This is a genomic window from Rhodococcus sp. 15-2388-1-1a (assembly GCF_002259145.1).
Taxonomy (GTDB): Bacteria; Actinomycetota; Actinomycetes; order Mycobacteriales; family Mycobacteriaceae; genus Rhodococcoides.
Genome location: NZ_NPFP01000018.1, coordinates 99,267 through 111,916, shown reverse-complemented (window position 1 = coordinate 111,916; position 12,650 = coordinate 99,267). Strand labels below are relative to the sequence as shown.

Below are 12,650 nucleotides of genomic sequence, written 5' to 3'. Positions count from 1 at the left end.
GCGTTGTCTGCTGAAGTTCGTGCATGCTTGTTTCGACGACAAAAGGGGACTCCATGACCGGAAGCACCTACGATCCACATGCGCTTCTCGAGCAGAGCCGAATCGGCGTGCTGGCCACCATCAAAGCGAGCGGAATACCGCAGCTATCACCGGTGACGCCGTTCTACGACCGGGAAGCCGGCACCATCACGATCTCGGTCACCGAAGGGCGAGCGAAAACGACGAATCTACGCCGAGACCCTCGTGCCGCGCTCGAAGTGACCAGCGCCGACGGCACAGCATGGGCGACGGCGGAGGGAACCGTCACCCTCACCGGTCCGGGATCGTCACCCGACAGCCCCGAAGTCGATGCCCTGGTGGACTACTTCCGCGCCGCCGCCGGTGAGCACCCCGATTGGAACGAATATCGTGCAGTCATGGTCGCCGACCGACGAGTACTGGTGACCATCTCGGTCACACACGTCTACGGCCAATCGATCGCCTGACACCTTTTCCGGTCCACTCGATGTGACATTGACCCCCAAAAAGGCCACTGGATGTCACATTGAGTAGCCATGGCTGGCCGCGACGGCAGGGGGAGGAGTGAAGGACGGCTATCGACTTCGTTGGACTGGAATCCAGAGTTCTCCCGCTCCCGAGGTCCAGTCGGGGGAGGTTTCGGTGACGGTCAGGATCTCCGGTCCCGGGATTGTTTCGTAGGGGTTGGAGGGGAACCATTCGCTGAAGGCGTCGGCCCAGAGTTGTTGCAGTGCGGGCGCGAGTGCGGTGTCGCTGCTTGTCTCGAATACTGCCCAGGTCGATGCGGGCACAGCACGGGTGTCCCAATCGGGTGTTCCAGGCACGGTGCTTGCAACGGCGAAGTAGTAGTCGAAGAGACTGCCGTCTTCGCGTTCGGGCTCGAAGCCGTCGCTGACGAAGAGAATGTCGGGGAGTTCGGGCAGGTCGGCTAGTTCGCGCAGTTGTTCGCCGGTGCCCGGTGTCAGGTTTCGATGGAATTCGGTCATGGCGGTGTTCTCGCCGTGGAACCGGAGTGGGATTCGGGTGGTTCTGCCGACGATATGGAACGCCGGCAGTTCGGTGATGCGGTATCGCATGGTGCTTCGTCCTTCGATGGTCAGGTGAAATGTCACTGCTTGTCTGGAACGCAGGACGGCTCCGGGTCGGCGTGCTCGAGATGGTGTGATGCCGTGCAGGTCTCGGAAGGCGCGGGTGAATGCGTCTGCGGTGTATCCGTACTTCGTCGCAACGTCGAGTACGCCCTGTCCGTCGAGAATATCCGCTGCTGCCAGCGTCATTCGCCGTTGTCGGATGTAGTGCGACAGCGGTAGCCCGGCGAGTGCCGAGAAGACGCGTCGAAAGTGATATTCCGATGTGAGGGTGATCCGAGCGAGCTCGGTCGGATCGATCTCGCGGTCGAGATTGCTCTCGATGTAGTCGAGCGCTGCGTTCCATCGTTCGAGCATGTGCCGATGACCTTCCTTTGTTCTGCCCAAAACGATAGGAGCACGGCACCGATGGAGTCTCGACTTTCCGTGTCGCGAAAGGTCGGATTCGGATCGTGTGTAGGTGCCGCTGTCTTCGATGAGGGTGAATGGCCTCGTGATTCCGGGTTCCGGTGCGTCGGCCAGCACTCGACGCGACTCATGCTCTGCCGTGGACGCTTGGGCATCCGTCCGTCGTCAGCTCGTTGATCGGTGCTTGCACTCCAGAACAGTTGCAATAGAACATCTCTGCCCTCGATGTCACCTTGGAAGAATCTCACCTCGGCGCCACGTTTCGGCCCCGTCCCATCAGGACCTGGCGAACCGAAGAACCACTACCTCGGAGGAGACCGAAAGATCATGGGCTCACCGTCGTCGACGAGTGTGAACCCGGCACGCTCGAGCACCCGGCGGGAGGCCGTGTTCGCCCGGTACACCTGCGCCGCCAGTGGAAGCGCGGCCGCGTGCTCCTGCGCGTGGACGAGCAGCTCGCCTGCGTATCGGTGACCCCAGTGCTCCGGATGCACCCAGTACCCGACCTCGATGTGGTCGGATCGTCTGATCAGGCTGAGCAAGCCGACGGGGTGTCGATCCTCGTCGGTGCCGATGAACCACTGCTGCACATCCGGCCGTTGGCTGTCCGTCGCGTTCAGTGCCTGCGTGAATCGGCGATCGAAATGGTCTCTACTCCAGGGCTTTCCGTCTCCGACCCAACGGACGACCTCAGGGTTCGATGCCATAGAGAATAAGAAGTCGGCGTCGGACTCCTCGGCGGGGCGCAACAGAATCCGTGTCACAACTCTCGAACCCGCGAGGTCAGGTCCCTGCCCGCATCGCCGGTGTCGGCTCTCTCGAACAGCAGCGCGGATACCTCGTCGACTACGCCGATGCTGTCACTGTCGATGCTCATGGGGCTGCCCTTCGTCATCGTTCGAGTCGGCTCGCTGGAATTCTAGCCGGGGCGTGACGCCACTGCAGGGAGGTTGAAGTGCCCGATGTTTCCCACGACAGGCCCACGGTGAGCTACCCGATATACATTGTTGCGCAGTAGGTTTGATTCCCGGTCGGTCAGCGCGCACATCGACGGCCGGACAAGCGAGAGCAGATGACGGGCGGTAGGCTGTTCATGATCTGCAGACGGTATCGGCACGAGCAGTCGGCCGCCATCGAGTTTTCGCAAGGAGACCAAACCACATGAATCTCGCCGACTACGACGTCCTGAGCTTCGATTGCTACGGAACGTTGATCGATTGGGAAGCCGGTATCCTCGACGTGCTCAGGCCATGGGCGCAGCAGGCCGGCTCGCCGTTGTCCGACGACGAGCTGTTGTCGGTGTACGGTGTCAACGAGTCTCAGGCGCAGCGGGATTCGCCCTCGGACCTGTACCCTCGGATACTTGCCGAAGCCTTCGCGCGGACCGGTGGCACGCTGGGAATACCGGTCTCGGCCGAGTGGGCGGACAAGCTCGGGGCTTCCGTTTCGGACTGGCCGGCATTCGAGGATTCGGCCGACGCGTTGTCGTCCCTCGGGGAGAGCTACAAGCTCGTCATCCTCTCCAATGTGCACCGCGACGGCTTCGCAGGTAGCAATCGTCGGCTCGGCGTGCAGTTCGAGGCCATCGTCACCGCCGAGGATGTCAAGGCCTACAAGCCGGCCGACAACCACTTCGATGCGCTCGACGGAGTTCTCGAGACGCTGGGTGCCCCACGATCTCGACTACTCCATGTTGCGCAGAGCCTGTTCCACGATCACGTACCGGCGAAGCGGCACGGCATCGCCTCGGTGTGGATCGATCGGCGGCACGATCGTCCCGGATGGGGAGCAACGCCGGAGCCATCCGGGGAATACAGTGTCGACATGAAGTTCCCGAGTATGGCCGCATTCGCAGCAGCGGCCCGCGAAGCCCGCTCGGATGCGTAAGGTCTCCATCCTGATCGGCTTCTCACTCGGGCTCATCGCCTCTATCGGTATCGTCCTGTGGGCCGATGCGCCGCGTCGAGTGAACTACGCATTCGTCGCGGGCAATTCGCAGTACTCGGAGTTCCTGGGTATGCCCGGGCAGCTGGCCACCCTCGTCGTCGGTTTGCCCGTTCTGGGCGCAGCATTCGGTCTCGTTGCAGGCGTGCTGATTTCGAGGGCGCGTAGGAAACCCTGATCCTAGGATTGCTGTTCGCGAAGGATATACGAGCGCGAATGGTGACGGCGACTCCACCGCCGCTGGCCGCTATGTGTCCGATGGCCATGAGACCAAATGGAAGCTTCCGTGTCGACGGACGAACCAGCACTCCGAGACCGACCACGGCACCGAGAAGCGACGGCCGGTAGTACGACCATGATTTCGAAGAGCGGCCCGGGCTCGATGACTCCGATAAATGCCAGCTGCACAGCGGCATAGAAGGCGATCGACGCCGAGCAGACGACCGAGATGGTCGAGATACCGACGAGTGCTCGCACAGCCGACAGTCTCGCACACGTGGGCCGACGCGCCTGATCGTCACCAATGCCAGGCGTCACCTCCGACGTTCTGGATAGTTCGTTGCAGGACTCGAATAGTGGTGACGAACTCTTCCTGGCCTATTCCCTGCATGCGTTCGTCCTGCAGCATCTGTTGAACGTCTGCTGCTCGCCGAAACAGTGCTTCACCTTCCGGGGTGAATGTCACGCGCGAATTCGATTCCACGACCAAACCTTTGGCGCGTGCGGACTCGATGGCCTCGACGATTGCTTCCGGCGTGTCGTTGTGCCCGATTTTCTCGATGGTCTCGGCGCGATCGGCCCCCGCGGGATGTAGCGAGATCTGGTGCAGGAGCCACCATTCGGGTTGCGTCAGCCCGATATCGTGGAGTGCGCGGCGAATCCGTGCTCGAATTGCCTCCCCGGCGCGCACGGTCCAGAAGCCGATGGGTTGACGCTCGGGCGGTTGCATGGGCTTGTTGGATGTCATGAAAGCGAGCCTAAAACCTGAACATAGCTTCAGGTCAACACCGAGCGCAGGATCAGGGCCGTAGCCACCACAATGGCGCTGGCGGCAAGTGGTCCCACCGGACCGAGGACGGAGGCGTAAGCCCATCCGCCGAGGGCAGGGCCTGCAGCGGCACCGATGTTCAGGCTTGCTGTTGCGAATGAACCCGACATCGTCGGTGCGTCGACTGCCGTGCGCATCACCTGGCTGACCAGGGTGCTTCCGAGGGCAAACGACAAACCGCCCTGAACGAACGCAAGCAGTAGAACAGCCGTTGGCAGGTGGGCCAGGAGGGCGAAGCAGCACCAGCCGCCGAGAAGTGCCAGGCCGCCGATAGACACTATGCGGGAGGTGTGCCGGTCCCCGTACTTCCCGGCGGCCGACACCCCGCACAGAGCGCCCGCTCCGAACAAAGCGAGCACCAGGGGAACCGATGCCGGACGGAACTCTGCACGTTCGATGACGACCGTCGCCAAGTAGGTGAACGAACAGAATGTGGCACCGTTGATCAGAGCACACAGAGCGAGGACGCGAATCAGCGAAGGATTCCGTAGCGCAGCACATTCGGTGGTCAGCGAGACGTCTGCTCGATGGGTTCGACGGTCAGGTGCGGCGATTGCCACGGCGACCAACGCGGGCACCGAGAGAAAAGCTGTTCCCCACAGAGCCGCGCGCCAGTCGAGAAGTGTTCCGACCAACGTGCCGGCCGGCACGCCGAGAACGAGTGCGAGTGTTGTGCCGGCAAGGATCGTTGCCACTGCGCGCGAGATCCGGTCGGGGGTCACCAACGCCGTGACCGTCGCCAGGGTGACCGCAAGAAAACCGGCGTTGGCGAATGCTGCGATGATCCGGGAAACGAACAGCACTTCGTAACTTGTTGTTGTTGCGCCGATTACGTGCATGGCGATGAAGGCAACCAAGAAGGCAGTCATGGCGAGGCGGGGTGGCAGGCGCCGTGTGGCAACAGCCATGGTGGGGGCACCGATGATCATGCCGACGGCGAATGCCGAGGTCAGTAACCCCGCCGTGGGCACAGTGGTGTCCAGGTCGGTGGCGATATCGGGCAGCAACCCGGCCAGAAGGAACTCGGAAGTGCCCTGGGCGAAAACTGCAGTGGCAAGCATGAATACGAGCGGTGGCATGTGTGTGCTCCGAATGTGCGACGGGTCCAGGACAGTTGGACCGGCACACGGGTGCTCACCGAGTGGTTCGTAGTCGAGCGCGTCTGGCTTCTCGAGCTACCGGGGTGCCGGTAGCTCTGATCTGGATGCCTCGGGCGAACTCACCGACACACCGTAACGCGCGTTCTCTCCCGATGCCACCGAGTTTCCTTCGGGTCTCGTGGGTAGAGTCCCGATCGTGGACAGCCCATCAGGGAAAGGCCTCGTGGCGGTGCTCGCCGCAGTCGGTGCCTCGACAGGTGCTGCAGCAGCGGTGGTCTGGCACGTCGCGATTGCCGGTTCGTCCGATGGTGCGCCGGATTTCGGTTCGGCCTATCTGCGGCCGAATTGGTTTCCCATCACCCTGTACCTCGTCGGTGCCGGGCTGGCAATCGGGTTGGTTGCGGCGTCATTTCTCGTCGATACCGGTCTGCGTCTCGTCCAGGATCGCCAACGCAGTCGGATCGATTTGTTCGCGTTGCTGATCGTGATCGGTGCAATGCTGGGATCGGGCGCTGCGCTGGCGTGGACCTACTTGCCGCCGCAACCCACTGAAGTCGTTGTCATGCCACCGGTGTGGCCCCGGTATTTCGAGACCAACGACGGCGCCGCCGGACTTCACCAATCGCTGTACAGCGGTGCCATCGGCGGGATCTCGGTTGATCCCTATTCGGATACGAACTCCGCCACGATCGTTCTCGAGAGTGATGTTGTCCCCTCGACCTTCACCGCCACCATCGGCGATCCGTGGCTGGTGTTTCCGATCGGTGGAGTAGCGATTGCCGCGTTGGCCGCATTGTCCTTGTCGCTGCGGGACTTCCGCCTGACCGTGGTGTCGCGCTCGGATCAGGACGCTGTGTGACGAGCCTTATTCGTCGGTGCGCAGTTCGTCGACCAAGGTGAACAGCCGGCCCAGGTAGTCGCTGTGGAAGACCTCCGTCGCGCGAATCTTGGCGTCCCCGTCGAGACCGAATTGAAGGTTGACGAGTTCGACCCCGATGGCGACGCGTCGAGCATCGAGTTGTTCGAGCTCGGCGGCGAGAGCGTCGACCTTGGCAACCGGAGACAGTTCGTCAGTCATCCCAGAATCGTAGAGGTCAGCCGACGGCCGCGAGGAACTCGCTGTAGAACAAACCGAGTCCCAGCGCCGACGCGATGGCCGCGAACAACCACAGTCGGATGATGACCGTCGTCTCCGCCCAGCCTGCCAGTTCGAAGTGGTGGTGGATCGGTGCCATTCGGAACGGCCGCTTGCCGGTGCTCTTGAACGACGCGACCTGGATGACGACGGAGGCACTCTCGGCGACGAACAGGGCTCCGAAGACGAGGGCGATCAGTTCGGTCTTGCTCACGATCGACAGTCCGGCGAGCAGTCCGCCGAGGGCGAGTGAGCCGGTGTCGCCCATGAAGATCTTGGCCGGGGCTGCGTTCCACCAGAGGAATCCGATACAGGCACCCGCGGCGGCCGCGCAGACGACTGCGAGGTCGAGTGGATCGCGCACCTGATAGCACCCGGCGACGGAGTTGGTCGCGCAGGATTGCCGGTACTGCCAGAACGTCATCACCGTGTACGCGCCGAGGACGAGCGTCATCGACCCCGCCGCCAGACCGTCGAGCCCGTCGGTGAGGTTGACGGCATTGGACCACGCGACGACGAGGAAGACGCAGAAGAGGACAAAGACGATCGGGGCCATGGTGAAGAAGGTGGACTGGCGTACCAACGACAATTCGACATTGCCCGGAGTCAGCCCGTTCCCATTCCGGAACTGCAGCGCCAGCACGGCGAAGATCACCGCCGCACTGATCTGCCCGACGTATTTTCCGGTCGCCTTGAGGCCGAGGCTTCGCTTCATGCGGAGTTTGATGTAGTCGTCGAGAAAGCCGACCACACCGAGTGCGGTCGCAAGAGCGAGTATCAACAGCGCCGAAGCCGACGGTCCATCGCCGCCCATCGTGACCAGGTGGGAGCCGAGGTAACCGGCCCACAGGCCGACGATGATCGCGACGCCGCCCATCGTCGGCGTTCCTCGCTTGGCGTGGTGACTCGCCGGACCTTCGACGCGAATCTCCTGGCCGAAGCCCTGCCGAGTGAACAGCGCGATGAGAAATGGAGTCAACAGAATCGAGACCGCCAACGCGATTCCACCGGCGATGAGAATGTTGATCATGCGTTGAAGCCCACTCTTCCTCTGTGCTGCTGTTCCCCACCACGATGCTTGTCGAGCACCGCGGGATACTGTGCCAAACGAATCGGCAAAAGTCGCATTGCGTGACGAAGGCGTTACTCAGGATTGGTAGGCGCTCGGCGGCATTCCGACCAATTCGGTGAACTCCCGAGTGAAGTGAGCCTGGTCGAACCAGCCGTATCGCGCGGCCAGGTCTGCCAGCGGACCCGAGTAGCCGTTGTCGAGCTCGCTGAGGGCGTCGTGAATCCGATATCGCCCGAGTACCCACTTGGGCGTCGCGCCGACATAACGCTCGAACAGCCGCTGCAATCGACGAGTGCCGATGCCGCACCGCTGTTCCACCTGTGCGACGCGAACCAGCGTCCGGTCGCGCAGCATCGCCGCGATGATGTCCAGGACGGTCTCGTACTCCGGTTCCACGTCACCGGCGTAGGGCGCGAGAACCGAGTCGACGACGGTTCGGCAGTGGTCGGCATCCAGGTGTCCTCCCAGCTCGGCCAGTGCAGCGACGGTCTCGGACCGGAACGGGGTCGGTAGCACGACCGAGACGTCGCGCAGGGTCCGTGCGACGGTTCCGGTGAAACTCGCGTAGCCGCCGGGCCGGAACTTGACGCCGAAGACCCAACCGGACTCGGCGAGGACGACGTCGAAGCGGCGCGTGAGCACACCCGTCACGACCACCGCATCGACGACGCCCTCGCGGCTCCAACCGTGTTCGACGCTCAGCGTGCAGGCCGGGTGCGGGAGCGTCGAGCTGCGATAGGAGATGCCCGACGGCAGATCCCAGCGCAGCTGCCAGTAGTTCTCGACCCATGGTTCGAGGGACGGGGCACACGGCAGCCGTACCAGGTCGACATACTGCGCCAGCTGGTCCGGTCGTAGGACGCCGGACTGCGTGGCTGTCGCGTTTTTCCTATCCGGCACGCGCGTCAGTGTAGGAGTCTGGTCCGACACGAGGAGGAGAACACCATGACCGAGACACCCGTTGCCACCCTGAAGATGGTCACCCTGGACTGCGCAGACCCCGAGGTCAGCGCCACGTTCTGGTCGTCGCTGTTGGGCTGGAGCGTCGTCCATGCGGAGAAGGACTACGCGATGCTGCAGGGGCCCAGCAGTGCGCTCGGATTCGGTCGCATCGACGACTATCGGCCTCCCGCCTGGCCCAATGCCAACGGCAGCAAGCAGTTTCACTTCGATCTCGCGGTCGAAGACCTCGACGCAGCGGCGAGTGCGGCAGTGGAGCTGGGTGCGACGCTGCCCGAGGACCAGCCGGGCGAGACCTGGCGCGTGCTGCTCGACCCGTCCGGGCATCCGTTCTGTCTGACGAATGCCGCGAACTGGGGCTGACCGGTCTAGCCTTCTTCCCGTGAACCCTCGCCTTGCAGGAATCGAAATCGTCGTCGCCGACATGGCCTCGGCTCTGGCGTTCTACCGCGTTCTGGGACTGGACATTCCGGCCGTGGCCGATGCCGAGCAGCATGTGGAGGTCGACCTCGGCGGCGTTCGCCTGTTGTTCGACCTGCCGTCGACCATCACCTCGTTCGATCCGACGTGGACGCCGCCCAGCGGGGGACACCGCGTCGCCCTTGCCTTCGATTGCGGGACGCCCGACGGGGTCGACGCGGCGTGGGCAGCGGTGACCGCGGCGGGGTACACCGGCCACCTGCAGCCCTGGGATGCGTTCTGGGGACAGCGTTATGCCGTTGTGCACGACCCCGACGGCACCACCGTCGATCTGTACGCGAACGTCTGAGGCGTCAGCTCTCGGGTTCTTCGCCGGTCGGTCCGCCGGCCAGTTCGACAGCGATGTCGAGATGACCGAGATGGCGGGCGTATTCCTGGAGCACGTGGAAGCAGATCCAGATCAGCGTCGGCTGCTCGTCGGTGAATCGTCCACCCAGGCTGGCCGATTCGTCCATTCGATGTGAGCTCAGTACCTCGTCGGTGAGGCGGGCACCGTCTGCGAGTCTGCGCAGCAGGGTGTCGGCGTCCACATCGGAGGGCACATGCCACGACCCGTCCTTCTGGTCTCCCCACGGTGCGTCGACTGCGCGGCCGAGGAATCCCCAGACGAACCAGCGCTGCTCCATGTGCACCAGATGGGTCAGCATCTGCAGTGGGGTCCACTCCGAGGGAACGGCTGTGGTGGTCAGGGAATCGCCGCTCAGGGCCGTGATTCGCCGAACCAACTCGCCGCGATAGAAGCGCAGGTATTCGCGAAACAGGTCGGCGGGATCGGAGAGGGCGGAGTTCGGTTCGGGAAAGACCGTCAACTGGGCCATGGTCTCTCTATTCGTCGGGTAGTGAGCTGAGTGTCCACAATTCGGCTCGGCAGGCGGAAAACCGTCCGCAGACGAAAATTGTGGACATTGAGCGATGTTGGCTCAGTCGTTCCTGCGCTGCTCGCGGGCGATGCGGCGCTGTTCCTCGGCGCGGGCGCGGCAACGGCGTAGGAATTCCTCGTCGCTTTCCTGCGATTGGGCCACTGCGCGTCCGGGTCGTGCGTCGTATTCGGGGTAGGCCGACGAGGTACGAGGCACGCCGCTGCCACCCCAGATGCCGCCGTTCTCGGGTCGGCCGACGACGAGCCACGCAATCGACCCGGCGAGCGGCAGAACGATGACGAGCAGCAGCCACACCATTTTCGGAAGATGGCGGATGCCGGAGTCGTCGGCGGTGATGACGTCGATCAAACAGAAGATCGACAGCAGCATGATCAGCAGGCCGAAGTACGGCACGGGAAATCCTCCAGGGTTGTCAGACCGTGCGGTCGGTCTTTCGCGACTATCAGATCACTCGTTGTACCGCGGATCAAGTGCTGGCACGTCAAGTGTCGTGACTCAGCCGAGCACCAGCAGCGCCGCCAGTGTCAGCATCATGATGCCGATCCCGAGGTCGAGTACTCGCCACGCCGCCGGCCTCGCGAACAGTGGGCTGAGCACCCGCGATCCGTATCCCAGGGCGGTGAACCACAGCACGCTGCCGAGCACCGCGCCGCCGGCGAACCACCACCGCAGTTCACCGGGCTGACGGTTCCCGATCGACCCGAGGAACACCACAGTATCGAGGTAGACGTGAGGGTTGAGCCAGGTCAGAGCCAGGCACGTGGCGACAGCGGCGATCAGCGAACCGCCACCGTGCGCCTCCGCGGTCATGGCGGACGGCCTTCGGGCACGGTTCAGTGCCATCAGTCCGTAGACGAGCAGAAACAGTGCACCGAGGACGGTCACGACGCGTAGGGCGACAGGAAACCGGTCGACGAGAACGCCGATTCCTGCCACCCCGGCCAGGATGAGAACCGCGTCGGACAACGCGCACACTGCCACCACCGGCAGTACGTGGGCGCGTTGTAGGCCCTTACGCAGTACGAATGCGTTCTGAGCTCCGATGGCGACGATGAGGGAGAGCCCGACGCCCAATCCGGTGAGGGTCGATTGTGCGGCGGCGAGCGAGGTCATGCCGGCAACGTTAGGAGTGCACCACCGTTAGGTCCAGCGAATGTATTTCAGGAATGATTAGCGTAGCTTCATCTAATGGAGATCGAGCAACTCAGAGCGCTGCGAGCAGTGGTCGACGGCGGAACGTTCGAGGCCGCGGCCCGCACGCTGCACGTAACGCCGTCCGCGGTGAGCCAGCGCATCAAGTCACTGGAACAGTCGCTCGGTCGGACTCTGGTTCAGCGGAGCAAGCCGGTGGTGGCAACCCAGTCGGGTGTCGCCGTGCTGCGTCTGGCGCGTCAGATCGACACTCTCACCGAGCAGACTCGGGCAGAACTGGGTGACGACGGCGTTGCTGCGCCCCTTTCGCTTGCCGTCAATGCGGATTCGATGGCGACCTGGGTGTTGCCCGCGCTCGCTCCATTGGCGCGCAACACCACCTTCGATCTGCATCGACAGGATCAGGACCGCACCGCGCAGTTGCTGCACGACGGGATCGTCTCCGCCGCGATAACAGCGGTGGCCGAGCCGGTTCGTGGATGTACCGTCCGACGCCTCGGCGCGATGCGCTACCGGCCGTCGGCCACCCCGGAGTTCATCGAGCGATGGTTCGCCGCGGGAGTGACGGCAGAGGCTTTGCGCTCCGCTCCGGTGGTCGTGTTCGATTCCGACGACCGGTTGCAGGACAACTACTTACAGCGTTTCGGTATCGAACCGCACGAACCCCCGAGGCACCTGGTACCGGCCTCTGCCGACTACGCGCGGGCTGTCGACCTCGGCTTCGGCTGGGGCATGATCCCCGATTTGCAGGCCCGTGACTCGCTGAAGTGCTTCGACGACCACGGAATCGACGATGTGCTGCTCTATTGGCAGCAATGGTCGCTGTCCTCTGCTGCACTCCAGCGAGCGGCCGACGCCGTGGCAGTGGGTGCGGCACGAATGCTGCTGTAGCTCAGGCCGGACTGTCTTTCGGCACGATCTCGGGCAGTCCATCTCCGATGGGATCGAGAATCGCCGCCGATCGGGTGCCCCACCGCTCGTGAGCCGACTGCCGCGACATTCCGACGGCCGTCCCGATCGTCGCCCACGTTGCGCCCTGAACTCGCAGCACCACAACGGTTTCGATGCCGTCGAGACCCGCTGCCATTTGCACGCGAAGACTCAACAGATGCCACGCGACGCTGCGTCGTGCGGGCAGATCGGTCGATTGCTCGGCTTCCCAGTCCGGTGTGCCCGGCAGGGGTCCTGTGCCGATGATCTCGTCGGCGATGCGCCCGGCCTCGGTGGCCGCTGCCGTCACGACGGCTCGCGTCGCCGCGGTGATATCTGCCTCGGTTGCGAGGGTGATGGGATCCATGACCGACCTCCTTTGTCAGGAAAAGCCTGACATCAGGCAGCGAAGTTGTCAAGAATTACCTGACATG

18 protein-coding genes are annotated in these 12,650 nt (G+C 63.4%); 7 read left to right on the top strand and 11 right to left on the bottom strand.

All coding sequences use genetic code 11. The annotated features are described in order from the left end of the window. Positions 1–53 precede the first annotated feature (53 nt). On the top strand, positions 54–485 hold the full coding sequence (locus CH302_RS12175) for a PPOX class F420-dependent oxidoreductase (RefSeq protein ID WP_037195382.1): 432 nt from the start codon (positions 54–56) through the stop codon (positions 483–485). A gap of 108 nt (positions 486–593) precedes the next feature. On the opposite strand, the gene CH302_RS12170 is transcribed toward CH302_RS12175, so the two are convergent. Next, positions 594–1,463 (bottom strand): AraC family transcriptional regulator, encoded by an 870-nt coding sequence (locus CH302_RS12170; protein WP_037195384.1) that lies wholly within the window; start codon positions 1,461–1,463, stop codon positions 594–596. 353 nt (positions 1,464–1,816) lie between these two features. Further along, entirely contained in the window at positions 1,817–2,278 is a 462-nt protein-coding gene (locus CH302_RS12165) for a GNAT family N-acetyltransferase (protein WP_037195386.1), read from the bottom strand. A 397-nt stretch (positions 2,279–2,675) separates the two neighbouring features. On the opposite strand from CH302_RS12165, the gene CH302_RS12160 reads away from it, so the two are divergent. Both CH302_RS12160 and CH302_RS12155 read left to right on the top strand, forming a co-directional pair. Continuing rightward, entirely contained in the window at positions 2,676–3,401 is a 726-nt protein-coding gene (locus CH302_RS12160) for an HAD-IA family hydrolase (RefSeq protein ID WP_037195388.1), read from the top strand. Then, positions 3,394–3,636 carry a hypothetical protein gene (locus tag CH302_RS12155; RefSeq protein WP_037195390.1) on the top strand — a complete coding sequence of 81 codons (243 nt, stop codon included), beginning with the start codon at positions 3,394–3,396 and terminating at the stop codon, positions 3,634–3,636. Before CH302_RS12160 ends, CH302_RS12155 begins: the two co-directional genes overlap by 8 nt. Positions 3,637–3,975: 339 nt before the next feature. Here CH302_RS12155 and CH302_RS12150 read toward each other — a convergent pair whose 3' ends face one another. Beyond that, positions 3,976–4,425 carry a MarR family winged helix-turn-helix transcriptional regulator gene (locus CH302_RS12150; protein ID WP_037195392.1) on the bottom strand — a complete coding sequence of 150 codons (450 nt, stop codon included), beginning with the start codon at positions 4,423–4,425 and terminating at the stop codon, positions 3,976–3,978. A 29-nt stretch (positions 4,426–4,454) separates the two neighbouring features. After that, positions 4,455–5,585, bottom strand: a complete 1,131-nt coding sequence (locus tag CH302_RS12145; protein WP_037195394.1) for a Cmx/CmrA family chloramphenicol efflux MFS transporter — start codon at positions 5,583–5,585, stop codon at positions 4,455–4,457. A gap of 217 nt (positions 5,586–5,802) precedes the next feature. Between CH302_RS12145 and CH302_RS12140 the strand changes: the two genes are divergently transcribed. Further along, on the top strand, positions 5,803–6,465 hold the full coding sequence (locus CH302_RS12140; protein WP_141216634.1) for a hypothetical protein: 663 nt from the start codon (positions 5,803–5,805) through the stop codon (positions 6,463–6,465). A gap of 6 nt (positions 6,466–6,471) precedes the next feature. Here the strand turns inward: CH302_RS12140 and CH302_RS12135 are convergent, their stop codons facing one another. The 3 genes from CH302_RS12135 to CH302_RS12125 all read right to left on the bottom strand — a co-directional run bounded on the left by CH302_RS12135 (position 6,472) and on the right by CH302_RS12125 (position 8,713). Next, positions 6,472–6,684 carry a hypothetical protein gene (locus tag CH302_RS12135; RefSeq protein WP_037195400.1) on the bottom strand — a complete coding sequence of 71 codons (213 nt, stop codon included), beginning with the start codon at positions 6,682–6,684 and terminating at the stop codon, positions 6,472–6,474. Between the two features lie 16 nt (positions 6,685–6,700). Beyond that, positions 6,701–7,771, bottom strand: a complete 1,071-nt coding sequence (gene mraY / locus CH302_RS12130; RefSeq protein ID WP_032397044.1) for a phospho-N-acetylmuramoyl-pentapeptide-transferase — start codon at positions 7,769–7,771, stop codon at positions 6,701–6,703. Between the two features lie 117 nt (positions 7,772–7,888). Continuing rightward, the gene (locus CH302_RS12125) at positions 7,889–8,713 is read right to left on the bottom strand and encodes a helix-turn-helix transcriptional regulator (RefSeq protein WP_255138012.1); all 825 of its coding nucleotides are present in this window, start codon (positions 8,711–8,713) and stop codon (positions 7,889–7,891) included. A gap of 45 nt (positions 8,714–8,758) precedes the next feature. On the opposite strand from CH302_RS12125, the gene CH302_RS12120 reads away from it, so the two are divergent. Together CH302_RS12120 and CH302_RS12115 are read left to right on the top strand one after the other, a co-directional pair. Then, a complete protein-coding gene (locus CH302_RS12120) occupies positions 8,759–9,136 on the top strand; it encodes a VOC family protein (protein WP_037195403.1) in 378 nt (125 codons plus the stop codon). Then, complete coding sequence (locus CH302_RS12115) at positions 9,117–9,542, top strand: VOC family protein (RefSeq protein WP_217903116.1); 426 nt, start codon at positions 9,117–9,119, stop codon at positions 9,540–9,542. The genes CH302_RS12120 and CH302_RS12115 overlap by 20 nt, the downstream gene beginning before the upstream one ends. A gap of 4 nt (positions 9,543–9,546) precedes the next feature. Here the strand turns inward: CH302_RS12115 and CH302_RS12110 are convergent, their stop codons facing one another. From CH302_RS12110 to CH302_RS12100, 3 genes are all read right to left on the bottom strand, one after another. Then, positions 9,547–10,071, bottom strand: a complete 525-nt coding sequence (locus tag CH302_RS12110; RefSeq protein WP_037195406.1) for a mycothiol transferase — start codon at positions 10,069–10,071, stop codon at positions 9,547–9,549. Positions 10,072–10,173: 102 nt separating this feature from the next. Beyond that, positions 10,174–10,527 (bottom strand): PLD nuclease N-terminal domain-containing protein, encoded by a 354-nt coding sequence (locus CH302_RS12105; protein ID WP_037195407.1) that lies wholly within the window; start codon positions 10,525–10,527, stop codon positions 10,174–10,176. 102 nt (positions 10,528–10,629) lie between these two features. Continuing rightward, positions 10,630–11,247 (bottom strand): LysE/ArgO family amino acid transporter, encoded by a 618-nt coding sequence (locus CH302_RS12100; RefSeq protein ID WP_037195409.1) that lies wholly within the window; start codon positions 11,245–11,247, stop codon positions 10,630–10,632. Between the two features lie 75 nt (positions 11,248–11,322). Here CH302_RS12100 and CH302_RS12095 point away from each other — a divergent pair, with 75 nt between their 5' ends. Beyond that, positions 11,323–12,177, top strand: coding sequence for a LysR family transcriptional regulator ArgP (locus CH302_RS12095; RefSeq protein WP_037195411.1), 855 nt, complete (start codon positions 11,323–11,325; stop codon positions 12,175–12,177). 1 nt (position 12,178) lies between these two features. On the opposite strand, the gene CH302_RS12090 is transcribed toward CH302_RS12095, so the two are convergent. Next, positions 12,179–12,583, bottom strand: a complete 405-nt coding sequence (locus tag CH302_RS12090) for a hypothetical protein (protein WP_037195412.1) — start codon at positions 12,581–12,583, stop codon at positions 12,179–12,181. Positions 12,584–12,650: the final 67 nt, after the last annotated feature.

What these genes read in the sequence shown, in the direction of transcription:
- CH302_RS12175 (WP_037195382.1), top strand. Translation starts at nt 54, where the DNA reads ATGACCGGAAGCACCTACGATCCACATGCGCTTCTCGAGCAGAGCCGA.
- CH302_RS12170 (WP_037195384.1), bottom strand. Translation starts at nt 1,463, where the DNA reads ATGCTCGAACGATGGAACGCAGCGCTCGACTACATCGAGAGCAATCTC.
- CH302_RS12160 (WP_037195388.1), top strand. Translation starts at nt 2,676, where the DNA reads ATGAATCTCGCCGACTACGACGTCCTGAGCTTCGATTGCTACGGAACG.
- CH302_RS12155 (WP_037195390.1), top strand. Translation starts at nt 3,394, where the DNA reads ATGCGTAAGGTCTCCATCCTGATCGGCTTCTCACTCGGGCTCATCGCC.
- CH302_RS12150 (WP_037195392.1), bottom strand. Translation starts at nt 4,425, where the DNA reads ATGACATCCAACAAGCCCATGCAACCGCCCGAGCGTCAACCCATCGGC.
- CH302_RS12145 (WP_037195394.1), bottom strand. Translation starts at nt 5,585, where the DNA reads ATGCCACCGCTCGTATTCATGCTTGCCACTGCAGTTTTCGCCCAGGGC.
- CH302_RS12135 (WP_037195400.1), bottom strand. Translation starts at nt 6,684, where the DNA reads ATGACTGACGAACTGTCTCCGGTTGCCAAGGTCGACGCTCTCGCCGCC.
- mraY (WP_032397044.1), bottom strand. Translation starts at nt 7,771, where the DNA reads ATGATCAACATTCTCATCGCCGGTGGAATCGCGTTGGCGGTCTCGATT.
- CH302_RS12120 (WP_037195403.1), top strand. Translation starts at nt 8,759, where the DNA reads ATGACCGAGACACCCGTTGCCACCCTGAAGATGGTCACCCTGGACTGC.
- CH302_RS12115 (WP_217903116.1), top strand. Translation starts at nt 9,117, where the DNA reads ATGCCGCGAACTGGGGCTGACCGGTCTAGCCTTCTTCCCGTGAACCCT.
- CH302_RS12110 (WP_037195406.1), bottom strand. Translation starts at nt 10,071, where the DNA reads ATGGCCCAGTTGACGGTCTTTCCCGAACCGAACTCCGCCCTCTCCGAT.
- CH302_RS12100 (WP_037195409.1), bottom strand. Translation starts at nt 11,247, where the DNA reads ATGACCTCGCTCGCCGCCGCACAATCGACCCTCACCGGATTGGGCGTC.
- CH302_RS12095 (WP_037195411.1), top strand. Translation starts at nt 11,323, where the DNA reads ATGGAGATCGAGCAACTCAGAGCGCTGCGAGCAGTGGTCGACGGCGGA.
- CH302_RS12090 (WP_037195412.1), bottom strand. Translation starts at nt 12,583, where the DNA reads ATGGATCCCATCACCCTCGCAACCGAGGCAGATATCACCGCGGCGACG.